The 23,884-nt window shown below is 64.9% G+C and carries 21 protein-coding genes; 3 read left to right on the top strand and 18 right to left on the bottom strand.

Annotation, left to right across the window (positions count from 1 at the left end):
• Positions 1–4: 4 nt before the first annotated feature.
• The 5 genes from QW845_RS00460 to QW845_RS00440 all read right to left on the bottom strand — a co-directional run bounded on the left by QW845_RS00460 (position 5) and on the right by QW845_RS00440 (position 5,397).
• Positions 5–2,398 carry a TonB-dependent receptor family protein gene (locus QW845_RS00460; protein ID WP_315799715.1) on the bottom strand — a complete coding sequence of 798 codons (2,394 nt, stop codon included), beginning with the start codon at positions 2,396–2,398 and terminating at the stop codon, positions 5–7.
• A gap of 93 nt (positions 2,399–2,491) precedes the next feature.
• Positions 2,492–2,959 (bottom strand): DUF2946 family protein, encoded by a 468-nt coding sequence (locus QW845_RS00455; RefSeq protein WP_315799714.1) that lies wholly within the window; start codon positions 2,957–2,959, stop codon positions 2,492–2,494.
• 39 nt (positions 2,960–2,998) lie between these two features.
• Entirely contained in the window at positions 2,999–3,517 is a 519-nt protein-coding gene (locus QW845_RS00450; RefSeq protein WP_315799713.1) for a copper chaperone PCu(A)C, read from the bottom strand.
• 137 nt (positions 3,518–3,654) lie between these two features.
• The gene (locus QW845_RS00445; protein ID WP_315799712.1) at positions 3,655–4,020 is read right to left on the bottom strand and encodes a DUF2946 family protein; all 366 of its coding nucleotides are present in this window, start codon (positions 4,018–4,020) and stop codon (positions 3,655–3,657) included.
• A 531-nt stretch (positions 4,021–4,551) separates the two neighbouring features.
• Positions 4,552–5,397, bottom strand: a complete 846-nt coding sequence (locus QW845_RS00440; protein WP_315799711.1) for a metallophosphoesterase family protein — start codon at positions 5,395–5,397, stop codon at positions 4,552–4,554.
• 197 nt (positions 5,398–5,594) lie between these two features.
• On the opposite strand from QW845_RS00440, the gene QW845_RS00435 reads away from it, so the two are divergent.
• From QW845_RS00435 to QW845_RS00425, 3 genes are read left to right on the top strand one after another with little or no spacing between them, the layout of a single operon-like run.
• Positions 5,595–6,623 (top strand): sugar ABC transporter substrate-binding protein, encoded by a 1,029-nt coding sequence (locus QW845_RS00435; RefSeq protein ID WP_315799710.1) that lies wholly within the window; start codon positions 5,595–5,597, stop codon positions 6,621–6,623.
• Positions 6,624–6,633: 10 nt separating this feature from the next.
• Positions 6,634–8,139 carry a sugar ABC transporter ATP-binding protein gene (locus QW845_RS00430; RefSeq protein ID WP_315799709.1) on the top strand — a complete coding sequence of 502 codons (1,506 nt, stop codon included), beginning with the start codon at positions 6,634–6,636 and terminating at the stop codon, positions 8,137–8,139.
• 10 nt (positions 8,140–8,149) lie between these two features.
• Entirely contained in the window at positions 8,150–9,187 is a 1,038-nt protein-coding gene (locus tag QW845_RS00425; RefSeq protein WP_315799708.1) for an ABC transporter permease, read from the top strand.
• Positions 9,188–9,472: 285 nt separating this feature from the next.
• Here QW845_RS00425 and mtnK read toward each other — a convergent pair whose 3' ends face one another.
• From mtnK to nuoG, 13 genes are all read right to left on the bottom strand, one after another.
• Positions 9,473–10,774, bottom strand: a complete 1,302-nt coding sequence (mtnK, locus tag QW845_RS00420; protein WP_409997855.1) for an S-methyl-5-thioribose kinase — start codon at positions 10,772–10,774, stop codon at positions 9,473–9,475.
• Positions 10,775–10,875: 101 nt separating this feature from the next.
• Positions 10,876–11,151 carry a DUF1467 family protein gene (locus QW845_RS00415; RefSeq protein ID WP_315799707.1) on the bottom strand — a complete coding sequence of 92 codons (276 nt, stop codon included), beginning with the start codon at positions 11,149–11,151 and terminating at the stop codon, positions 10,876–10,878.
• A gap of 15 nt (positions 11,152–11,166) precedes the next feature.
• Entirely contained in the window at positions 11,167–11,571 is a 405-nt protein-coding gene (gene mce, locus QW845_RS00410; protein ID WP_315799706.1) for a methylmalonyl-CoA epimerase, read from the bottom strand.
• A 46-nt stretch (positions 11,572–11,617) separates the two neighbouring features.
• Positions 11,618–13,288, bottom strand: a complete 1,671-nt coding sequence (locus QW845_RS00405; RefSeq protein ID WP_315799705.1) for a ribonuclease J — start codon at positions 13,286–13,288, stop codon at positions 11,618–11,620.
• Positions 13,289–14,092 carry a biotin--[acetyl-CoA-carboxylase] ligase gene (locus QW845_RS00400; RefSeq protein ID WP_315799704.1) on the bottom strand — a complete coding sequence of 268 codons (804 nt, stop codon included), beginning with the start codon at positions 14,090–14,092 and terminating at the stop codon, positions 13,289–13,291.
• On the bottom strand, positions 14,093–15,520 hold the full coding sequence (gene nuoN, locus QW845_RS00395) for an NADH-quinone oxidoreductase subunit NuoN (RefSeq protein WP_315799703.1): 1,428 nt from the start codon (positions 15,518–15,520) through the stop codon (positions 14,093–14,095). It abuts the gene before it with no gap.
• A 28-nt stretch (positions 15,521–15,548) separates the two neighbouring features.
• Positions 15,549–17,057, bottom strand: coding sequence for an NADH-quinone oxidoreductase subunit M (locus QW845_RS00390; RefSeq protein ID WP_315799702.1), 1,509 nt, complete (start codon positions 17,055–17,057; stop codon positions 15,549–15,551).
• A complete protein-coding gene (nuoL, locus tag QW845_RS00385; protein WP_315799701.1) occupies positions 17,054–19,129 on the bottom strand; it encodes an NADH-quinone oxidoreductase subunit L in 2,076 nt (691 codons plus the stop codon). The genes QW845_RS00390 and nuoL overlap by 4 nt, the downstream gene beginning before the upstream one ends.
• Positions 19,130–19,194: 65 nt before the next feature.
• Entirely contained in the window at positions 19,195–19,503 is a 309-nt protein-coding gene (gene nuoK, locus QW845_RS00380; RefSeq protein WP_006611001.1) for an NADH-quinone oxidoreductase subunit NuoK, read from the bottom strand.
• A complete protein-coding gene (locus QW845_RS00375) occupies positions 19,500–20,138 on the bottom strand; it encodes an NADH-quinone oxidoreductase subunit J (protein WP_015666525.1) in 639 nt (212 codons plus the stop codon). The genes nuoK and QW845_RS00375 overlap by 4 nt, the downstream gene beginning before the upstream one ends.
• Before the next feature lie 9 nt (positions 20,139–20,147).
• Positions 20,148–20,636: an NADH-quinone oxidoreductase subunit NuoI gene (nuoI, locus tag QW845_RS00370; protein ID WP_006611003.1), complete on the bottom strand. Its 489-nt coding sequence runs from the start codon at positions 20,634–20,636 to the stop codon at positions 20,148–20,150.
• 7 nt (positions 20,637–20,643) lie between these two features.
• The gene (nuoH, locus tag QW845_RS00365) at positions 20,644–21,714 is read right to left on the bottom strand and encodes an NADH-quinone oxidoreductase subunit NuoH (protein ID WP_315799700.1); all 1,071 of its coding nucleotides are present in this window, start codon (positions 21,712–21,714) and stop codon (positions 20,644–20,646) included.
• Positions 21,715–21,724: 10 nt separating this feature from the next.
• On the bottom strand, positions 21,725–23,794 hold the full coding sequence (gene nuoG, locus QW845_RS00360; protein WP_315799699.1) for an NADH-quinone oxidoreductase subunit NuoG: 2,070 nt from the start codon (positions 23,792–23,794) through the stop codon (positions 21,725–21,727).
• Positions 23,795–23,884 lie beyond the last annotated feature (90 nt).

The raw sequence follows: 23,884 nt of genomic DNA, 5'->3' as shown, positions 1-23,884 counted from the left end.
GCCCTCATCTGAATGCCACCTTCATCCCGGCCAGGAACGCGCGCGGCGAGCCGGCGTAGATCGTTCCCGTGCCTGCCAGTCCCTGCACGCCGGCGCCCGTCACCGTATTCTGCAGGTTGTTCGCGGAGGCGATGTAAGTGCGGTCGAACACATTGCGGACTTCGAAGAAGACGTTCATCGACTTGAACGTGTCAGAGGCAAGCTCGGTCTTGTAGTGAACGTTCAGATTGACGAGCTCGTAGCCCGGCGCCTTCAGCAAATTCGCATTGTCCATATAGAACGAGTCCTTCCACTGGACCTCGACGAACGCACCAAGTCCCGCGAACCGCCCGCTGTCGTGATCGTATCCGAGCCGCGCGGTCAGCTCGTTCGGCGAGATGCCGGGAATCTTGTTGCCGGCGCGGTTGAAGCCGAACAGGTTGCTGCCGTTCACAAGGTTCTCAGAATACTCGGTGTAGACTTGGTCGAGGTAGGTGTAGGCAGCGGTGAACCGCCAGCCCGGCAGGACCCGCCAATCGGCCGCCAATTCGACGCCGCGATGCTCCGAACGCGGTGCGTTGAAGGTGTAGGACGTGTTCTGCGTCCCTGTGACGGCCTGGGTGACGATCTCGTTGCGGAAGAACTCGTAGAAGCCCGTTGCGCTGAGGGTCAGAGACCGGTTCGGCGTCCAGTCGAACCCCACGTCGTAGCCCAGATTGGTCTGCGACTTCAGCTGCGTGTTGTTGCCGAAATCGCCGGTCGGCAGCACGAACAGGTTGGAGACCTGCGGCGTGCCGTACCCGGTGGCGACGCGAGCTCGCAGCAGCCAGTCGCTATTCACCCTGTAGAGCAGTGCCAGCTCGGGGGCGAGATTGTCGAACTGCCGGTCCGCCGTCGTGATCGTGGTCGTCGTTGCCGTCGCGCCGTAGGTGTAGGCGGTGTTCACGCCGCGCAGATGGGTGCGCTCCCAGCCGAGACCGGCCACCCCCGTCAGTGCCGACGTCAACTTGAGCTCCTCGCGGGCTCGCAGGCCGTAGTTGGTGGTCTCGCTCCAGGTGTTGGCCGAGAGGCCGCCGAGCGCTGCGTTGCCGCCGGGCACGACGAAGCGCGTATCTCCGGACGCGGTCAGCGTGTTGTAGAACGCGCCGAAGAAGGCGGTCGATTCCAGCCCGAAGATCTCTCCCCTCTTGGTGATGTCGCTCATGTAGTTGTAGGACGGATAGTCGCCGATCGCGCTGGTCGATCCTGTCGGCTGGCTGATGTTGCGGTCGTCGAACACGAACTGGTTGCGCCAGGTCGTGTCGTTGTCGAAGTCGTGCTCCCAGCGGCCGCCGACGATCGTGCGTCGATCGTTGCGGCCGAGCCCCGCCTGCAACGCGGTCTCCTGATCAACCCCACCGAGCGTATTGATTCCGTTCTTGTTGAGCCCGACGGTCGCGCAGCCGGCCGCCATAGACGTTCTCGTGGTGCAGCCCTGCTGATATGGGTTCTGATAGTACTGGCTCAGCGTGTATCGAATCGGCAGCCGCGTAAACAGGTCGTTGTTGATGATCTTGACCGTGAAGCGGTCATCCGGCGTCGCCTTGTAGGTGCCGAGGAAGTTGACCGTCTGGGTGTTGAACCAGCCGTTGCCGAGATAGCCGTCGCCGCGGACGTCGCTGGTGAACAACGAGCCCTCGAAATTGCCGACCTTCTTGCCGAAGGTCATGTAGTTGCTGAGATAGCCGAAGCTGCCGCCCTCGCTGCCGATCTCCGCGCCGTCGATGCTGCCGCCCGGACGGGTGCGGAAGTTGATGGCGCCTCCGGTCGCATAGTTGCCGTAGAGCGCCGAGGACGGGCCGCGGATGACGTCGACCGCGCCATAGGCGTGGGGATCGATCAGGTCGCTGCGCGACAGCCCGTCCGGCTGCGTGACGGGAAAGCCATCCTCGAACAGCGCGATGTTGCGGATGCCGAAGCCGTTGCGGGCGTTGGAGCCTCGGATCGAGATGCCGAGATCGCGCGGTCCGTTGCCCTGCTTGAGCGAAACACCGGGGCTTTCGCGCAGGATGTCGCCGACGGAAAACGCAGGCCGGTCATCGTAGCGGCTGCGGTCGATGGTGGTTGCGGTCTGGCCGGACGGCGACTGGCTGAGCTGGTTGCGGGCGGCGCCGACAGCCGAGGCTGGGTCGGACACCGCTCCTCCCGGCCCGGAGCTGCCGGCCACGGATGCGCCGGCCGGCTTCGGCGCGCGGGGGCGGACGGAGGCGGCCTGCACAACCGGCTTGCGCACGGTCCGTTGTGGTGCTGCACGCGGCGCGTCGACGGTGACGGACGGCAATTCCTTCTCGGTCTCGGCGCGCGCGATCGTGGCCGGTTGCAGCAGCATGAGCTGCAAGGCGACCACGCTCACGCCACCCAGGGCATGACGACGGAACATGTTTGACTTCCCCGATGCCGGCTCTACACGGCCGGTCTTCCTGGTTCAAAACGGATCGGCGCGCTGCTGCGGCGCCGACGACGAGTTCTGTGCTCAGGAGGGGAACGGGGGTCCTCTTGGTTGCGCCTGCGCCCGGGCGAGGAGATGAACGAGGCGGAGCTCGCGCGCAGTCCAGACGATGGACGCCGTCAGACGCAGCGGAGCCGCATCGAATGGCGCCGGCGGCGCATCGAGCGCCGCAGCGGCGTGCAGCACGCAGCACATGACGCAGTCAAGGCCGCAGGCAGCGCGGTCGGTATCACCATTAGAGGGCGCCGCATCCGTCTCGGCATGGCAGATCGCCGTCCCGCCGAACGGATCGACCGTCACGATCGTCGCTGCCGTCAGGGCGGACGCCGCCACTGGCGCCAACACCTGCAACAGCATTGCTAGCAGCGCGACCGGCAGATATCGGACGAACTTCTGACGGACATTGGCAGGACGTCGGGTGCGGTCGGCCGCCAGCAGCCGGCTCGCGCGCGAGCCGGCTATCATGGCGGCGTTCAACACCCGTTGCGTCATCGAGGCCGGCCTCTCCGTCGGAGCCGCAGAGCGCCCGGCCTACATCTTCATGCCGGAATGATCATGCTGCTTCATCATGCCGCCGCCCTCGCCGCCTGGTGCCTTGGCGCCGACCGCCTGCACCTCGAGCGTCACGGCCACCTTGCCGGCCTTCTCGAACTCCAGCGTGACCGGCAGCTTGTCGCCCTGCTTCAGCGGGCTCTTCAGATCCATCAGCATCAGGTGATAGCCGCCCGGCGCCAGCGCGACGGTCTTGCCCGGCTCGATCGTGAGTCCCTTGTCGAGGGGACGCATGGTCATGACGCCGTTGGTGACGGCCATCTCGTGAATCTCGACTCGCCCGGCGACGTCGCCGGTCACCGCGACGAGGCGGTCGGGCGCGCTGCCCTTGTTCTCGATGGTCAGATAGCCGGCGCCCGTCTTGGCGCCGCCCGGCGTGGCGCGGCTCCAAGGCTGGGTGATGACGAGGTCACCGGCCTTCACGTCGGCGGCCAAGGCGGCGGAAGATCCTCCCAACAGGAGAGCGAATGCGAGCAGATAGCGTCCGAGGAAGGTCATGTCGATTATCCTTCTTGTCTTGGCGGCGATGCGCCAGCTTGGTTGATCGGCGCATGTCCGCACGGCGATCGCCGCGCAGACAACGCAGGTCGTGGTGATGTGATTTGGGAGGTCAGGGCCGCACGACGGCCAGCGCGTCACGCTGCGGGCGGAGCCCGTGCCTGCGCGTTCGAAAAAGCCTTGGTGATCCCGTCAGCCCGGTCACCGGCGCGCCACACGACCTCGCCCGAATCGCGTTGCGGAACGGCGATGGTGGAGAGCTCTGGCCCATCCAGTGTGACCGGCTGCGCCAGGCAGCACAGCGAACAGCCGTGAAGCGCAGGGCTCGCCGGCGACCCATCGTCAATCGGCTGGGAACCCAGCTGGCCGTGGCAGATCTCAAGTCCGTACAGGGGATCGGCCGCGGCTGATGCCGCCGCCCAGGCAACACCGATCGGCGCCAGGATCTGCACCATCAGTGCGATCAGCATGATCGGGAGAAACGCCTGCAGCCGCTGCCGCATCAAAGCCTGCCAAATGAACCGAATTCTTGTGCCCGAGTGGACGCCCGGAGTCGAGGTCGCGCAGGGCACAGTCGGCACATTTCGCCAGCGGTCGTTGATTAAGAACAATCCCGCCGCGCCTCAGGGGCCGCCGTCAAATACGGTAACTTGGCACCTATCACGAGAAAACACGAAAATAAAACTCGTCAATTGCAAGCACTTACCGATCATTTCAGGAAGTGCGCGAAATTTGAACAATCGTTGCCGAAAAGGATGACAAACGCAAAAAGATCGTCTACGAATTTGGGCCTCAGGCTAACGCTTGCGGAAGTCTGGTGGTCCAAGTCTCGGGAGGAGCCCTGGCGCGCAACAAGCAGCGTCACCCCGCTTAACAAGATCAAATCTGAACTTGCGGGATATCTAAAGGGTCGACACAATTTCCGAGCAGGGCCCGCTGCCCTGCTCTATTTTTTTTGCAGTCCTCGCAGGGCAGCCACCGTCTTCATGACGGTATTGCGGGCCGCATGAACGCCACCTGAACACGCCACCACCTCAAGCCACCGCAGCCGTCGCGAAGCGTGTCAATGGCGCACGCCACCGCGCCTTGGCCTTTGGCCAAGGCAACGTCACCGACAGCGGTTCGCGGCCCGTCACGCTCCAGCGCAACGAACCATCGCCGATATCGAGAAGGCCAGCCGCTTCGGCTGGATCGCCCGAGATGAACGTCTCGGTCAGCGACTGCAACGTCAGATGCGGTGTGCCATCGACCGTCGTCATCGTATTCCAATGGACATGCCCGGCGAGCGCGACGATCGGGCAAGGCGCATCCGCGATCGCCGCGCGGATCGCATCGGTCTCGGCATAGGCCGCGTGTTCCGGATTGGCTTCGAAGTAGTAGTTGCCGGTCTGAGCCTGTCCTGACAACGGCACGTGGCTGACGAGCAGGGTCGGCCGGTCATCCTGGGCAAGCAGCTGGACCAACGCGCCGAGATCGCCCGCGGAGAGGCGAAAGCCACGGCTCCGCGTCAGACTCACGTCGGGTTGCCACAACACGCATCTGACATCGCCGATGTTCAGAGCCCGCGACCCGCTCGGACGATCCATGATCGCTTCATTGTCGGCGAGACTGAGCAATGCGACATCATGATTGCCGCTGACATGATGATGCGCCGGCGCAAGCTTTGCGAAACACATCGCGACGTCGCTTTGCAGCAGACGATCGCGCTCGGGATCTTCGTCGGAAATCCGGTCGCCGAGATCGATGACCGCAGCGATGTTTTCGGCGTTCATCTGCGTGACGAAGCGCTCGAGCAATGGCAGCGCCACCGATCCACGCTTCGTCTGCGTGTCCCGGCCGTGATGGATGTCGGCGATCACGGCGATGCGTGTCGTTGCCAAAGGCTCTCTCCCAAAGCTGCGCTGCCGCGTACCACGGGTGCATCACGGTTTTCTGACATTGCGCGTGCAGCGCGAAAGCCATCCAGTGCAACGCACAACATCCGGCTGTGGCGTGATGAATTGGGTTGTGAAACACTGCAGATCTTGGCGGCGCGATCAATGACGCCGCCGGACAACGATGGGACAGGGAGCACGGGATGCCCGGCACTGACAAAACGTCCAAGAAAACGACCAGGCGCGATCTTCTCCAGGCGGCGACGGCCGCGGGCTCTGCGGCCGCGCTGCTCGCCGGCTTCGGCATCAATCCGGCGATGGCCGCCGAGATGGGCCGTTCCGAAAAGCCGCTCAAGGCGGCGTTCTCCAATGCCGGACTGCAGGCGACCTGGTGCGCCCAGGGCAAGCAGGCCGCGGAATGGTGGGGCAAGCTGCTCAACGTCGAAGTCACCTGGTTCGACGGCCAGCTCGATGCGGTGAAACAGCGCGCCGCGATCGACAACATGGCGTCGCAGAAGTGGGATTTCGTCGCCATCCAGGCGTTCGGCATCGGCACCCTGACCCAGCCGGTGCAGAAGATGATCGACGCCGGCATTCCCGTCATCGACATGGACACGCTGATCGCCCCGCTCGATCAGATCAATGTCCACTCGTTCCTGGCACCCGACAACGAGTTCATGGGCGCATCCGTCACCCAGGCGTTGGCGAACGCGATGGGCGGCAAGGGCAAGATCATCATGACGCAGGGCGCGCTCGGCCATACCGGCGCGCAGGGCCGCGCCAAGGGCTTCAATTCGGTGATCAAGCAGTTCCCGAACATCGAGGTGCTGGACACGCAGCCGGCCGACTGGGACGTGTCGAAGGCGGCGCGGCTGTGGGAGACCTATCTCACGAAATATCCGCAGATCGACGCGGCGTTCTTCCACAATGACGACATGGCGCTTGCCGCCTACAACATCATGAAGGCGCGCAACCGCACCAACATCCTGATCGGCGGCGTCGACGCCATGCCGCCTGCGATCCAGGCGGTCAGCGACGGCCGCATGTTCGCGACCGTGCGCAATCCGTCCTGCCGCATCCACGGCGGCGCGATCGTGGCCGGCGTCGCGGCGGTCACCGCCGGCGAGAAGAGCGGCCAGGGCATTCCGAAGCATGTCATCACCGACGGTCCGGTCGTGACCAAGGCGAATGCCGCGGGCATGCAATGGATGGAGGATCATTTCCTGATCTGAAGTCCCTCCCATGTCGAACAGCCGCCCGCCGCTTCTGGAACTGCAGGACATCACCAAGTCGTTCGGCGGCGTCACCGCGTTGCGCGGCGTCGACTTCACGCTTCGCCCCGGCGAGATCCATGGTCTCGTCGGGGAGAACGGCGCTGGCAAGAGCACGCTGATGAAGATCATCGCCGGCGTGCATACCGGGTTCTCCGGCCGCTTCCTGCTCGACGGCCGCGAGGTTCACTTCAACTCTGCCCGGGATGCCCGTGCAGCCGGCATCGCCATGGTCCATCAGGAGCTGAGCGTCGCCCCGGATCTCACGGTGGCCGAGAACGTGTTTCTCGGCAACCAGCCGACCAATGCGCTGGGCATCGTGCAGTGGCGCCGGATGGCGCGCGAGGCCGCCGAGCAGCTCAAGCGCCTTGGCATCGACGCCGATCCGATGAGCCGGCTCGGCGATCTCCCGATCGGCGTGCAGCAGCTGATCGAGATCGCGCGCGTGCTGTTCTCCGGCGCGCGCATCATCATCCTGGACGAGCCGACCTCGGCGCTGTCGCCGCCCGAAGTCGAGCGGCTGTTCGCGGCGCTGCGCAAGCTACGCGAGCAAGGCACGGGGATCATCTTCATCTCGCACTTTATCGAGGACATCCTGCTGATCTCCGACGAGGTCACGGTGTTCCGCAACGGCCGCAAGATCATGGAGACGCGTGCTGCCGACACCAGCAAGGCCGCGCTGATCGAGGCCATGATCGGCAAGGGACGCGATGCGCTGGAGGACAGCTACACCCACGACATCACCCTGCCCGCGCCCACGGCCGGCAAGCCCGTGGTCGTCGAAGCCGACGGCCTGTCGCTGGCGCGCAATCTGAAGCGCGTCTCGTTCGCCGTGCGCGCCGGCGAGGTGCTCGGCATCTACGGCTTCATGGGCTGCGGCCAGCTCGAACTGGCGCGGATCCTGTTCGGCAAACTCGCACCCGACGCCGGCGAGTTGCGCATCGCCGGCGAGCGCAACCGCTTCAAGAGCACGGCGGATGCGCGCCGCGCCGGCATCGCCTTCGTGCCGGAGAGCCGCCGCGACATGCTGTTCCTGCAGGAGCCCGTCTACAAGAACGTCTCGATCAGCATCCTCGACCGCATCAACGCGGTGCTGCTGAAGCCCGCACACGAGCGCGCGCTCGCGAAGCGCCAGGTCGAGCAGTTGCAGATCCGGCCTGCCGATGTCGAGATCGACCTCGGCCTGCTCTCCGGCGGCAACCAGCAGAAGGTGGCGCTCGCCAAATGGCTCAGCCATCCGCCGCGGCTCCTGGTGTTGTGCGAACCGACGCGAGGCATGGATGTCGGCGCCAAGAGCGACGTCATCCAGATCGTGCGGCAGCTGCGCGACCAGGGCATCGCCGTGATCGTGCTCTCGACCGAGCCGGAGACCGTGCTGTCGCTGGCCGATCGCGTCATCGTGCTCAAGCGCGGCGAGGTCGTGCGCGAATTCGCCGGCGAGACCATCAGCAAAGACCGTCTGCTCGAGGCGGCGTAGGGAGATTGTCATGGCGCATGGCGAGACCGTTCCGATGCCGGAGGCGCAGCCGCGGCGCGCCGGCGGGGTCGCAGCGCTGCTGCGCTCGCAGATGCGCAACATCGCGCCGTTCCTGACGCTGATCTTCCTCACCGCGTTCTTCGCGATCGCAAGCCCATCTTTCGCAACGCTCGACAATGTCGGCAACATCCTGACCCAGGTATCGGTCACCGGCATCATTGCGGTGGGCCTCACCTTCGTCATCCTGTGCGCGGAGATCGACCTGTCGATCGCCGCCATCGCCAACGTCACCGGCATCGCCGTGGCCTACTTCACCCTGCAGGAGTCCTACGTCAACATCGCCAACCTGCCGATGCCCGGCTTTGCCGCCATCCTGCTCGCGCTGGCGCTGTGCGCGCTGCTCGGCGTGGTCAACGCCTTCGGCCTCACCGTGATCGGCATTCCCTCGTTCATCATGACGCTCGCGATGATGCAGATCGCCGCAGGCATCTCGGCCATGCTGGTGCGCGGACAGATCGCCTACAAGGTCCCGCCCATCATCACGACGCTCGGTTCAGGCTCGATCGCGGGCGTGCCCTGGATCGTGATCGTGGCGGCGCTGATGCTGCTGCTCGGGCACCTCGTGCTGACCTACACGCGGTTCGGCCGCTACGTCTACATGGTCGGCGGCAACCGCGAGGCGGCGGAATATTCCGGCCTGAACGTCAAGCTGATCCTCGGCAGCGTGATGGTGATCTCGGCCGTGTGCTCGGGAATCGGCGGCATGCTCGGCGTGGCGCATTTCGGCAGCGCGCAGCAGAACGAATTCGACACCTACCTGCTGGACTCGATCGCTGCCGTCGTGGTCGGCGGCACCAGCCTGTTCGGCGGCCGCGGCGGCATCGGCAACACCATCGTCGGCCTGTTCGTGCTCGGCGTCCTCAACAACGGCCTCGACCACGTCAACATCGACAGCTTCCTGAAAATCCTGATCCGCGGCCTGATCCTGCTGGCGGCACTGGTGATCAACGTCTACGCACAACGGCTGCGGGCCAAGGCGGCGGACTAACTGGGATGCCGTAGGGTGGGCAAAGCCGCCGCCCGCAGGGCGGCAGCGTGCCCACCGTCCATCAGCAAGCTTGGTGCGAAAATGGTGGGCGCGGCGCGGGAAAGAACGAGGCCGAGCTGATGCATCGCGGCGCGCCTTTGCCCAGCCTACGCACCTGCTTCCATCATTGCGAGCGAATTGACATGTCCGCCGAAGGCGTAGGCGGAAGCAATCCAGGGCGTCACGCGCGCCTCCGGATTGCTTCGTCGCTTCGCTTCTCGCGGTGACGGGAGCCTCTGTCGAGGTCTAGAACCCCGGCTGCCAATGACGCAGCTCGCGCGCGGCCTTCGTTACCGTGTCGATCGACGTAAACGATGCCGTCTCAAGCATCAGCGTCCGCGCGAGCCGCAGCGCCCTCGCCTCACACACCGCGCGCTGCTTGGCATCCTCGATCAGCTCGAAGTCGATGTTGTGCGCGAGACCCAGGATGCGGCGGATGATCTTCGCCGCCGTGAAGCCGACGGCATCCTGGAACAATCCGGCCATGTATGCCTGACGCTCCGTCTCCAGCCGTGTCGCTCCCGCCTCGCCCGGAAACAGCGACGGCGGATAGGCATCACCGGTCGCCTCACTCCGCCACAGTGCCAGGAACTTGTCGACAAACCCGGTCCAGACTTCATCGACAGTCGCAAGCACCCAGCTTTCGAAGGCGTCCCTACTACCGCGCTCCTGCTCATGTCCTTCGGAGGCGAAATACGCCATCAGCAAATTGGCCAGCACGGCACCGACGTCAAAACCCATCGGGCCGTAGAAGGCGAATTCCGGATCGATCACCCGGGTCTCGGTATTCGTCACCATGATCGATCCCGTGTGCAGATCGCCATGGATCAGCGCCTCGGCGCATGACAGGAATTTCAGCTTGAGCCGGGAGATCGCGACGTGCAGATCGAGATCGGCACGGATCTCGGCGGCCGTGGCGTCGAGCCACGGTGACGTCCAGCGATTCTGCTCGGCGATGCGATAGGGGTCGGTGAAGATCAGGTCCTCGGTGATCTTGCACAGCGCATGATTGCCGGCAAAGCTCGCAATCGCATCCTTCTTCGCGGCGGCAGACAGCGCGAGGTCGGACGAGAAGAACAGCGTCCGCGCCATGAAGGTCGTGATGTGATCGACGAAGGCCGGGTAGATCGTGCCCGCGACCAGTCCCCTGCGCATGATGATGTGCGGCTCGAGCAGCTCCATCGCCGTCAGCGCCAGCGCCGGATCATGGTGAATGATGGCCGGCACGAGGCCGGGGCCAAGGCGGTTCTGATACGTCAGCGCCAGATGCTCATAGTGGGCGCGTGACAGCGGCAGCGGCCAACTCTCGCCGACCAGCCGCACGTAAGGCAACGCCTGCTTCACTGCGAGTCCGCCGGACGATCCCTTGACGATGAAGACCAGGTTGAGGTTGCCATCGCCGACCTCGGTGATCGACCAGCGCTCAGCCGATCCGCCGAGTTGCCCTGCGACCGAAGGAATCCCCGCGAGATGGTTTCGAAGATCAATCTCGTTCAGAATGCGATAGCCCGATGGCGTCCCGTTCCGGGCCTCGGCCGATGTCATCACGCGCAACCTCCCTGTCGGTCTTGTTTTGACCTCCTATAGCAAAAAAGCCGACGCGCGTCCGCGCATCGGCTTCGAGAGGACGTTGTGCGATGCGAGCGCGGCTAGAACGGAATTCCCATCAGCCGTGACAGCCGCTCGATGCTGAGATAGCCGGCCTGATAGGCCAGGAGCGCCAGGCCGAACACGACCGCCGACAACAGCGTGGTCCAGATCAAGCGGCGCCCCATCAGGCTGATGGTCGGCGCGCCGGGATCGGTGCCGGGCGAACCGCCGCCCGTCTCGTGCTGGCTACGCACGCCGAACGGCAGGGTCACGAACAGCATGACCCACCACAGCACGAAGTAGATCGCAAGCCAGGTTGAGATGATGTAGGCCATGATTGCCCCCGCTGCTCAGGCCTGCTCGATCTCGACGAGCGCGCCGGAAAAATCCTTCGGATGCAGGAACAGCACCGGCTTGCCATGGGCGCCGATCTTCGGCTGGCCGTCGCCGAGCACGCGGGCGCCCTCCTTGATCAGCGTGTCGCGCGAGGCGATGATGTCGGCCACCTCGTAGCAGACGTGATGGACGCCGCCATCCGCATTGCGCTCGAGAAATTTGGCGATCGGTGACGCCTCGCCCAGCGGCTGGATGAACTCGATCTTGGTGTTGGGCAGGGTCACAAACACGGTGATCACGCCATGCTCCGGCAGCGGCACCGCGGGGGAGATCTCGGCACCGAACGCCGCGCCATAAATCCTGGCAGCCTTTTCGGCGTCCTTGACCGCGATGGCGACGTGGTTGAGCCGGCCCAGCATGACTTCCTCCACTTTTTCTTTTGAACGGCCGTTCTGTTGGCCCGCGTCAGACTTCCAAGACATGGACGAGGCAGATCGGCTTCTTGCCCCACTGCTCGTTCACCGTCGAGCGCACCGCCCGCCGCACGGATTCCGCCGCGGCATCGGGATCACGACGCCGCGCGCGTGGCAGTCCTTCGAAGGTCGAGACGACCGCGTCGAACACGATGTCGTCCATCGCCTCGCCTGCCGCATTCTTCTCGGGGATGCCGACCATGTCGACTTCGGGATCGTCGGCCAGCTCGCCCTTCTCGGTGATGGCGAGCGCGACGAAGATGCAGCCGGCAAAGGCCATCTTGCGGCGCTCGACCACGGCGCGCGATTTCGAGTCCTCGACGATGCTGCCGTCCTTGTAGAGCCGTCCCGCCGGCAGTTCGTCGATGATCCCGGGATCACCGGGGCCGAGCTTGACCAGGTCGCCGTTGCGGCAGGTGATCACCTTCGGCACGCCGCAGGCGCGCGCCAGCCTCGCATGCTCATGCAGATGCAACGCTTCGCCATGCACGGGGATCAGGAGCTGCGGCCGCGTCCACGCGATCATGTCGCGCAGCTCGTCGCGGCGCGGATGGCCGGAGACATGAACCAGATGGTTGCGGTCGGTGATGATCTCGATGCCCTGCTGCACCAGCCCGTTGATGACGGCACCGACCGCCTTCTCGTTGCCGGGAATGGTGCGCGACGAGAAGATGACGGTGTCGCCCTTGTTCAGCGTCACCAACGGATGGTCGTCATTGGCGATGCGCGCCAGCGCGGCGCGCGGCTCGCCCTGGCTGCCGGTGCACAGCGCCAGCACCTTGTCCGCGGGGAAGTGGCCGTAGAGATCCATGCCGCGGAAGTTCTGCACGCCGTCGAGATAGCCGGTTTCGCGCGCGACCTGGACCACCCGCTCCATGGCGCGGCCGACGATGACGACCTCGCGCTCCGCCTCACGCGCTGCCTCGGCGACAGCGCGGATGCGCGCGACGTTGGAGGCGAAGGTGGTGACGGCGACGCGCCCCTTCGCTTCCTTCACCAAAGCCGCGATCGTCTTGGCGACCTCGGCCTCGGACGGCGACCGCCCCTCGCGCACCGCGTTGGTGGAGTCGCCGATCAGCGCCAGCAGCCCGGCGTCGCCGAGCTCGCGCAGCCGCTTCTCATCGGTCGGCGCACCCAGCACCGGCGTCGGATCAATCTTCCAGTCGCCGGTGTGCAGGACGGTACCGACCTCGGTATGGATCGCGAGCGCATGCGATTCCGGAATCGAATGCGCGACGGGGATGAACTCGACGTTGAACGGACCGATATCGACGCGGCCGCCGGAAGGAATCACCTTGACCGGAATCTTGGCCGGCAGGCGCTCGGCCTCGCACTTGGCCTCGAACAAAGCGGCGCTGAACTTGGTCGCGTAGATCGGGCATTTCAGCCGCGGCCACAGGTCGATGATCGCGCCGAAATGGTCCTCATGCGCATGGGTCAGCACGAGACCGACGAGGTTGTTGCGCTCTTTCTCCAGGAAAGCGACGTCGGGCATGATCAGGTCGATGCCCGGCAGATGCTCCTCGTCGCCGAAGGAGACGCCGAGATCGATCGCGAGCCAGGACCGCTGGTGGCGGTTGCCGAGGCCGTAGATCGACAGGTTCATGCCGATCTCGCCGACGCCGCCGAGCGGTGCAAAAGTCAGTTCGTCGGGACGTGCCATCTAGACCGCTCCTTGGGAGGCGACCGAGCCGAAATGAACATCGCCTGCCGTGATCGGCTCCAATCGTCCCTCCGCGGTCCGCACCAGCATACAACCCTGTTCGTCGATCGTGTCGAAAATCCCCTCGATGATAGCATGTCCGGACCTGATGGCGACGGGCTGCCCGAGGCCGGCCGCCCGCTCCAGCCAGAGCCGGCGAATATCACCGAAGCCCCGGCCCTCGTTCCAGATGCCGAAATATTCGACCCAGGCGTCAGACAAGGCCGCGAACAAATCCTCGGCAGCCACCTGGATGCCGAGGTCCGCCAACGAGACCGCCGGTGTCGGGGTATCCGGCGGCGCCGCCACCACGTTGGTTCCGATGCCGGCAACCACGGCGAGCCCGCCAGCCACCTGCTCCGCTTCGAGCAGCATGCCGACGATCTTGCGGCCGTCGGCCAACACGTCGTTGGGCCATTTCAACGCAAAGGCCACGCCGCCTCCCGACCGCAGCGCAGCCTCGAGGCTCACCTGGCGCAACGCGGCCTCGATGGCCAGGCCCGCGGCGAAGCCGAGGGTGGCGGCGACGGCGGGAGCCACGTTCAGCACTTCGAGCACGCTCGAGGCCAGATTGCCGCGCGGCGCGATCCACGGACGCTGGCGACGACCGCGCCCGGCCGTCTGCTCCGACGTGACGAACCAGCACCGCGCCTTGCCGCCCTCTCTGGCCGACTTCAGCGCCTCGACGTTGGTCGACCCCGCCTGATCGAACGTGACGAGCCCGTAACCTGCCGCAGCGGCACGGGACCCGAGAGCAAACGCCATCTAGAACAGCGACTTCGCCGCGGCCGCAGCCGCGCTGACCAGCGGGCCGGGATAGGCGAAGAACAGGATGTTGAAGATGCCGGAGATCGCCAGCACCGTGCGCAACTCGATCCGGACCGGATCGAGCGTCGACAGCGGCTCGTCGAAATACATCGTCTTGACGATCAGCAGATAATAGTAGGCGCCGACCACGCTGGTCAGCACGCCGATCACCGACAGCGTGAACAGCCCGCCCTTGATGGCGGCGACGAACACGTACCATTTCGCGAAGAAGCCCGCGAGCGGCGGAACGCCGGCCAGCGAGAACAGCAGCATCGCGAAGAAGAAGGCGAGCAGCGGATTGGTGCGCGACAGCCCCGAGAAATCGCTGATCTTCTCGAACGACTGGCCGTTCCGCTTGATCGCCATGATCACCGCGAAGGAGCCGAGCGTCATCGCGACATAGATCGCGATGTAGGTCAGCACGCCCTGCGCGCCCTCGACCGTGCCTGCGGCGAGGCCGACCAGCGCGAAGCCCATATGGCCGATCGACGAATAGGCCATCAGGCGCTTGATGTTGGTCTGTCCGATCGCGGCGAACGAGCCGAGCGCCATCGAGGCGATCGAGACGAACACGATGATCTGCTGCCATTGGAAGGTGATGCCCGGGAACGCCGTCAGCGCGACGCGCGCGAACACGGCGATCGCCGCGACCTTGGGCGCGGAGGCGAAGAACGCCGTCACCGGGGTGGGCGCGCCCTCATAGACGTCCGGCGTCCACATGTGGAACGGCACCGCCGAGACCTTGAAGCACATGCCGGCGAACAGGAAGACGAGGCCGAAAATGATGCCGACGCTGCCGGTCTTGGTGGCAGCCGCGATCCCGGCAAAGCTCACCGTGCCGGTGAAGCCGTAGATCAGCGAGGCACCATAGAGCAGCATGCCCGACGACAGCGCACCGAGCACGAAGTACTTCAGGCCGGCCTCGGTCGACTTGACGTTGTCACGATGGCTGGCCGCGACGACGTAGAGCGCGAGCGACATCAGCTCGAGACCCAGATACAGCGAGATCAGGTCGCCGGCCGAGATCAGGACAAGCATGCCCAAGGTCGAGAGCAGCACCAGGATTGCATATTCGAAGATGCGGCGGTCCGGCTTGGACAAGAATTCCGCCGACATCACCAAAGTCGCGATCGAGCCGATGATCGCCAGGATCTTCAGGAAGCGCGCGTAGCTGTCAGCGATGAAGCTGCCGCCGAAGGCCTGGCCGCCCGGCTGCCTGAAGACGAGGATGCCGACCACGATCAGCAGAGCAACCGCCAGCCAGGTGACGAGCCCCGTCGTCCCCTGCCCGCGAAACGCGCCCAGCATCAACAGCGCCATGGCCCCCACGGCCAACAGCAGCTCCGGCAGCACCACCCAAAGCTGAGGCCCAAGATTCTCGATCATCGTCTCTGTCCCGACCCCAAGGGTCTCATCATTGGAGCAGCGCGGCGGCCTTCACGGCCGTCACGGCGGTATTGTAGTTGGTGACGAGCTGCTGCACCGACGCCGCCGACATGTCGAGGATCGGCTTCGGATAGACACCGAACAGGATGGTCAGCGCCACCAACGGAAACAGGATCACGCCTTCACGCAGCGTGAGGTCCTTGATGCTGGCGAGCGACGAATTGGTCAGCGCACCGAACACCACCTTGCGGTACAGCCACAGCGCATAGGCTGCCGACAGGATGACACCGAAGGTCGCGAAGAACGCGGTCGGGATCGACACCTTGAAGGTGCCGAGCAGGGTCATGAACTCGCCGACGAAGCCGGAGGTGCCTGGCAGGCCGACATTGGCCATGGTGAACACCATGAACACCAGCGCGTAGACCGGCATCCGGTTGACGAGGCCACCATAGGCCGCGATCTCGCGGGTGTGCATCCGGTCGTAGACGACGCCGACGCAGAGGAACAGCGCGCCGGAGACAATGCCGTGCGAGATCATCTGGAACACGCCGCCCGCGACGCCCTGCATGGTGCCGGCGAAGATGCCCATCGTCACGAAGCCCATATGCGCCACCGACGAGTAGGCAATGAGCTTCTTGATGTCCTCCTGCATCAGCGCGACCAGCGAGGTGTAGATGATCGCGATGGCCGAGAGTGTCCACACCAGCGGCGCGAAGTCGTGCGAGGCCAGCGGGAACATCGGCAGCGAGAAGCGCAGGAAGCCGTAGCCGCCCATCTTCAGGAGGATCGCGGCCAGGATCACGGAGCCCGCCGTCGGCGCCTCGACATGCGCGTCCGGCAGCCAGGTATGAACCGGCCACATCGGCATCTTCACCGCAAAGGAGGCGAAGAAGGCCAGCCATGCCCAGGTCTGCAGGTTACGCGGCACCGCGGTGTGCATCAGCGTCGGGATGTCGGTGGTCCCTGCGTTCCAGTACAGCGCCATGATGGCGAGCAGCATCAGCACCGAGCCGAGCAGCGTGTACAGGAAGAACTTGAACGAGGCATAGACCCGACGCGGACCACCCCAGACGCCGATGATCAGGAACATCGGGATCAGGCCGCCCTCGAAGAACAGGTAGAACAGCACGAGGTCGAGGGCCGAGAACGTGCCGACCATCAGCGTTTCCAGGATCAGGAACGCCATCATGTATTCGCGCAGGCGGTTGGTGACCGACTTCCAGCTCGCCACGATGCAGAACGGCATCAAGGCGGTGGTCAGGATCACGAACGGCAGCGAGATGCCGTCGACACCCATGTGATAGCTGATGCCGGCCGCCAGCCAGTTCGACTTCTCCACGAACTGGAAGTCGGTCTGTCCGGGATCGAAGCGCAGCACCAGGATCACCGACACCGCAAAGGTGATCAGCGTGGTCCACAGCGCGATCCAGCGCGCATTGCGCCGGGCCGCCTCGTCGTCGCCGCGGACCAGATAGATCAGCAGCGCGCCGACGATCGGCAGGAAGGTGACGACGGAGAGAATTGGCCAGGTGGTCATTGCTGGCCCCCCATGAACATGAACCAGGTGATCAGGCCGGCGACGCCAATCAGCATGGCAAAGGCGTAATGATAGAGGTACCCGGTCTGGATCTTGACGACGTTGCGCGTGATGTCGAGCACCCGCGCCGAGACACCGTCCGGACCGAATCCGTCGATGACGAAGCCGTCGCCCTTCTTCCAGAGGAAGCGGCCGAGCCACTTCGCCGGACGGACGAAGATCACGTCATACAGCTCGTCGAAGTACCACTTGTTGAGCAGGAACCTGTAGAGCAACGGTTGCTGCGCGGCGAGCTCCTCCGGGATGTCCGGACGTCTGACGTAGAAGAAGTAGGAGACCACAAATCCCAGCACCATCATGACGAAGGGAAGCTGAGCGAGCCAGGCCGGCATGTGCTCCATGTCTTCGAGAATGTGCGGGTTCATCTTCAGCGACTCGCCGAAGAAGTGCTCGACGCCATGAGGATCGGTGAACACGCCCTTGAACGGGAGCCCGGCCAGGATCGAGCCGGCCGCGAGCACGCCGATCGGGATCAGCATCCAGATCGGGCTCTCATGCGCGGCATCATAATGATGCTGATCGTGCGGCGTGCCGAAGAAGGTCTTGAACACCAGGCGCCAGGAATAGAACGAGGTCAGGCCGGCGGCGACAATGGTGAGGAAATACGCGTAGGTCGCGAACGGATTGTGCGCGGCGTATGCAGCCTCGATGATCGCATCCTTGGAGAAGAAGCCGGCGAAGCCGGGGAAGCCCGTCAGCGCGAGCGTACCGACCGTCATCACCGCGAAGGTGTACGGGATCTTGCGCCACAGGCCGCCCATGTTGCGGATGTCCTGCTCGTGGTGCATCGCGTAGATCACCGAGCCGGAGCCCAAGAACAGCAGCGCCTTGAAGAAGGCATGCGTGAACAGATGGAACATGCCGACCGAGTAGGCCCCTGCTCCCATCGCCACGAACATGTAGCCGAGCTGCGAGCAGGTCGAGTAGGCGACGATGCGCTTGATGTCGTTCTGCACGAGGCCGACGGTCGCTGCGAAGAACGCCGTGGTCGCGCCGAAGAACATCACGACGGCCTGCGCGTTCGGCGCGAGCTCGAACAGCGGCGACAGGCGCGCCACCATGAACACGCCGGCGGTGACCATGGTCGCGGCGTGGATCAGCGCAGAGACCGGGGTCGGACCTTCCATCGCGTCCGGCAGCCAGGTGTGCAGCAGGAACTGCGCCGACTTGCCCATCGCGCCCATGAACAGCAGCAGGCAGGTCAAGGTCAGCGCGTCGGCGTGCCAGCCGAGGAAGTTGATCGTCGCCTTGCCAGCCAAGCTCGGCGCGGCGGCGAAGATCGTCTCGAAGTCGGTCGACTTCGTCAGCAGGAAGATCGCGAAGATGCCGAGCGCGAAGCCGAAGTCGCCGACGCGGTTGACGACGAAGGCCTTGATCGCGGCCGCGTTGGCCGACGGCTTCTGGAACCAGAAGCCGATCAGCAGGTAGCTGGCGAGACCGACGCCCTCCCAGCCGAAGAACAGCTGCACGAGGTTGTTCGCGGTCACCAGCATCAGCATCGCGAAGGTGAACAGCGACAGATAGGCGAAGAAGCGCGGACGGTTCGGATCCTCGTCCATGTAGCCGATCGAATACAGATGCACGAGCGAGGACACGCTGGTCACCACGACCAGCATGACGGCCGTCAGCGTATCGACGCGCAGCGCCCAGGAGACCTGCAGCTCGCCGGAATTGATCCAGGGCAAGAGCTCCTTCACCCCGGCCTCGTGATGCATGAAGCCAACGCTGATCAGCATCGCCCAGGACAGCCCGGCCGAGACGAACAGCAGCGCGGTGGTGATCGCCTGCGCCGCCCAGGTGCCGGCCGCGGGCGGCTCTGCGACATGATGGTCGTCGTGCCCATGACCGTGATCGTCATGTGCGTGCGCGTCGGCGGCGCCATGGTGATGGCCGTCGTCGTGATGATGCTCGACCACATCGCCGCTCGGATGGCGTCCATGCGCCCCCAGCAGCGCGATCAGGCCGGCCAGGATCGCGCCGAGCAGCGGCAGAAAGACAATGGCCTGGATCATTCGCCCATCCCCTTACGCATGACCTTGCCGGCAAGCCGGCCCCCATCTGTGCGGATCATGCGTCCTTAGCCCTTCATCAGATTGACGTCTTCAACCGCAATCGAGCCGCGGTTGCGGAAGTAGACCACCAGCACGGCAAGGCCGATCGCGGCTTCCGCCGCCGCAACGGTCAGGACCAGCAGCGCGAACACCTGGCCGACGATGTCGCCGAGGAAGGTCGAGAACGCCACCAGGTTGATGTTGACTGCGAGCAGGATCAGCTCGACCGACATCAGGATGACGATGATGTTCTTGCGGTTCAGGAAGATGCCGAGGATGCCGAGCGTGAACAGCATCGCCGCCACGGCGAGGTAATGTCCCAGTCCGATGGTCATTTCACCCACTCCGCGGCATCCGTGTCCTGCAGCCCCTGCCCGACCGCGACCTTGCGCACCGCCATCGCCATCTCCGGCGTGCGCGCGTTCTGGACGTTGATGTCCTGGCGCTTCACGCTGGCCTTGTGGCGCAGGGTCAGCACGATCGCGCCGATCATCGCCACCAGCAGGATCATGCCCGACAGCTGGAAGTAATGGATGTACTTCGTATAGAGCACCAGGCCGAGCGCCTCGGTGTTGGTGACGTTGGTCGGGATCGCCGCCGTGATCGCCTTCGGCGTCGTCGGGTTGATGACCCAGTACGACACCGTCAGCAGCAGCTCGAACAGGAAGATGCCGCCGATGACGAGGCCGATCGGCATGTATTGCAGGAATCCCTCGCGCAGCTCGGTGAAGTCCACGTCGAGCATCATGATCACGAACAGGAACAGCACCGCGACCGCGCCGACATAGACGACGACCAGGATCATCGCCAGGAACTCGGCGCCCATCAGCACGAACAGGCCTGAAGCATTGACGAAGGCGAGGATCAAATAGAGCACCGAATGAACGGGGTTCTTCGAGACGATCACCATCACCGCGGAGGCCACGCAGACCGCCGCGAACAGGTAGAAGAAGAGCGCAGGAAGGATCATCGGACGGCCTCAGCGGTACGGCGCGTCGAGCGCGATGGCTTTGGAGATCTCGCGCTCCCAGCGGTCGCCGTTCGCGAGCAGCTTGGCCTTGTCATAGTAAAGCTCCTCGCGGGTCTCGGTCGCGAACTCGAAGTTCGGTCCCTCGACGATGGCGTCCACCGGACAGGCTTCCTGGCACAGGCCGCAATAGATGCACTTCACCATGTCGATGTCGTAGCGCACGGTGCGGCGGGTGCCGTCGTTGCGGCGCGGGCCAGCCTCGATCGTGATCGCCTGCGCCGGGCACACGGCCTCGCACAGTTTGCAGGCGATGCAGCGCTCCTCGCCATTGGGATAGCGGCGCAGCGCGTGCTCACCGCGAAAGCGCGGCGAGATCGGGCCCTTCTCGAACGGATAGTTCAGGGTCGGCTTCGGCTGGAAGAAGTAGCGCATCGCGAGGAAGAACGCGGAGACGAACTCCTGCAGCAGCAGCGACCGTGCGGTGGCGGAGATGTTCATGATAGCCTCATTTCGGCGCGATGCCGGCGAATTGCAGCACGCCCGCGACGATCACCACCATGGCCAGCGACAGCGGCAGGAACACTTTCCAGCCAAGGCGCATCAACTGGTCGTAGCGGTAGCGCGGCACGATCGCTTTCGCCATCGCGATCAGGAAGAACATGAAGAACAGCTTGAGCGAGAACCAGATGACGCCCGGCACCCAGTTGAACGGCGGCAGATCGATCGGCGGCAGCCAACCGCCCAAGAACAGGATCGTGGCCAGCGCGCACATCGTGGTGATCGCGACATACTCGCCGAGCATGAACAAGAGATACGGCGTCGAGCCGTATTCGACCATGAAGCCGGCGACGAGCTCGGATTCAGCTTCGACCAGGTCGAAGGGCGGGCGGTTGGTCTCGGCGAGCGCCGAGACGTAGAACACCACGAACATCGGGAACAGCGGCCAGACGTACCAGTTCAGGATCGTCAGCTGCGGCAGGCCGATCAGGCTCGCAAGCCCGCGGGCGTGCTGCGCCTCGACCACCGCCGACAGATTCAGGGTGCCGGCGCAGAGCAGCACGGTGATGATCACGAAGCCGATCGAGACCTCGTAGGACACCATCTGCGCCGCCGAGCGCAGCGCCGCCAGGAACGGATACTTCGAGTTCGACGACCAGCCGGCCATGATGATGCCGTAGATCGACAGCGACGAGATCGCGAAGATGAAGAGGATGCCGACATTGATGTCGGCGATCGCCCAGCCGAGATTGGTCGGGATCACCGCCCACGCCGCCAGCGCCAGCACGCAGGACACCAGCGGCGCCAGCAGGAACACGCCCTTGTTGGCGCCGGCCGGAATGATCGGCTCCTTGAGCACGAACTTCAAGAGGTCGGCGAACGACTGGAACAGGCCCCAGGGCCCGACCACGTTCGGACCCCTGCGGATCTGCACCGCCGCCCAGATCTTGCGGTCGGCCAGCAGAATGTAGGCGATCGCGACCAGGAGGACGACGAGCAGCAGCACGCTCTGCGCGATCATGATGATCAGCGGCCAGAGGAAACCGGTCCAGAATGAGCTCGCAAAGAAATCAGCCATCAGGTCACGCTCACTCCGCTGCCGTCAGCATCTGCCCGGAGGCCAGGCGGGAGCATTCCGCCATGACTGCCGAGGCACGCGCGATCGGGTTGGTGAGATAGAAGTCATCGATGACAGGCTTGAACGGCGCCTTCTCGAGGCTGCCGCCCTTGCCCGCCAGGGTCTTGATGTCGGCGATCTTGCCCGCCTCGATCTGGTCGATCCGGCCGAGATGCGGCACGGCCTTGATGATCGCAGCGCGCAAGCCGGCCAGCGAGTCGTAGCCGAGCTTCCTGCCGAGCACGTCGGACAGCGCCCGGACGATCGCCCAGTCCTCGCGTGCCTCGCCCGGCGGGAATGACGCCCGGCCCGTCATCTGCACCCGGCCCTCGGTGTTGACGAAGAGACCCGACTTCTCGGTGTATGCGGCGCCCGGCAGGATGACGTCGGCGCGATGCGCGCCACGGTCGCCATGGGTGCCGATGTAGACAGTGAACACGCCCTCGGGCACCTCGACCTCGTCGGCGCCCAGCAGGAACATCACGTCCATGGTGCCGAAGGTCGTCATCTGCGCAGCCGTCAGGCCGGTGCCGTTGAAGCCGATGTCGAGCGCGCCGACCCGCGACGCGGTGTCGTGCAGCACGGCAAAACCGTTCCAGTCGTCGCGCACGGCGTTGACGTCCATCGCGATCTTGGCCGCGAGCGACAGGATCGCCGCGCCATCGTGACGCGCGACCGCGCCGGCGCCGACCAGCACGATCGGATTCTTGGCGTTGCGGAACGTGGTCGCAAACGAGTGCTTGCCCGCGGCGACGTCGCTCAGGGAGTCTGTGCCCGCGCCAATGTGCTCATAGGCATAGGTGAGATCGGCCTTTGGGCCGACCACGCCGACCTTGAGCTGACCCGACCGCCAGCGCTTGCGGATGCGGGCGTTGAGCACGGCCGCTTCCTTGCGCGGATTGGCGCCGACGATCAGGATCGCGTCGGCCTGCTCGATGCCGGCGATGGTCGGATTGAACAGATAGGATGCGCGGCCGAGCTTGGCATCTAAGCTGTCACCGCCCTGCACGGCGACGTTGGTCGAGCCGAGCTTGGCAAGCAGATCCTTGAGCGCGAACATCTCTTCGACCGCGGCGAGATCGCCGGCGATCGCGCCGATGCGCTTGCCGTCGATGCGCGACAGCTTGGCGGCAATCGCCTTGAATGCCTCAGGCCAGGAGGCGGCGCGCAGCTTGCCATCCTCGCGAACGTAGGGACGATCGAGCCGCTGCGTGCGCAGGCCGTCGACGACATGGCGGGTCTTGTCGGAGATCCACTCCTCGTTCACGGCATCGTTGATGCGCGGCAGGATGCGCATCACCTCGCGGCCGCGGGTGTCGACCCGGATTGCTGAGCCCACGCCGTCCATGACGTCGATCGACTGCGTCTTGCCGAGCTCCCAGGGCCGCGCCGCGAAAGCATAGGGCTTGGAGGTCAGCGCGCCCACCGGGCAGATGTCGACCAGATTGCCCTGCAGCTCCGAGCTCAGCGCCTGCTCGAGATAGGTCGTGATCTCCATGTCCTCGCCGCGGCCGATCGCGCCCATTTCCGGCACGCCGCAGACTTCCGCCGAGAAGCGGACGCAGCGCGTGCACTGGATGCAGCGGTTCATCGAGGTCTTGACCAATGCGCCGAGATATTTGTCCTCGACGGCGCGCTTGTTCTCGGCGAAGCGGCTGGTGTCGACACCATAGCCCATCGCCTGGTCCTGCAGGTCGCACTCGCCGCCCTGGTCGCAGATCGGACAGTCCAGCGGATGGTTGATCAGAAGGAATTCCATCACGCCTTCGCGCGCCTTCTTGACCATCGGCGACCGCGTCGAGATCTCCGGCGGCTCGCCCTTCGGGCCCGGCCGGCAGTCGCGCACGCCCCAGGCGCAGCTCGCGACCGGCTTCGGTCCGCCCTTCACCTCGACGAGGCACATCCGGCAGTTACCGGCGATCGACAGCCGCTCATGATAGCAGAAGCGCGGGATCTCGGCGCCCGCCGCCTCGCACGCCTGCAACAGCGTGTACTCCGGCGGCACATCGATCTCTTTGCCATCGATGATGATCTTGGTCATAGCCTCACATCTCTCTCAAACCACGGACCGCCGCGCTGCGCACCGTGAGGGCGCGAGCGCGGGGGAAAACCTTGCTGGCGGACCGGACCG

It is taken from the genome of Bradyrhizobium sp. SZCCHNS3002, from assembly GCF_032377435.1.
In the GTDB taxonomy this organism is placed as follows: domain Bacteria; phylum Pseudomonadota; class Alphaproteobacteria; order Rhizobiales; family Xanthobacteraceae; genus Bradyrhizobium.
Note: the sequence above shows the minus strand (reverse complement) of the source record. Positions and strands in the feature narration are given on the sequence as shown.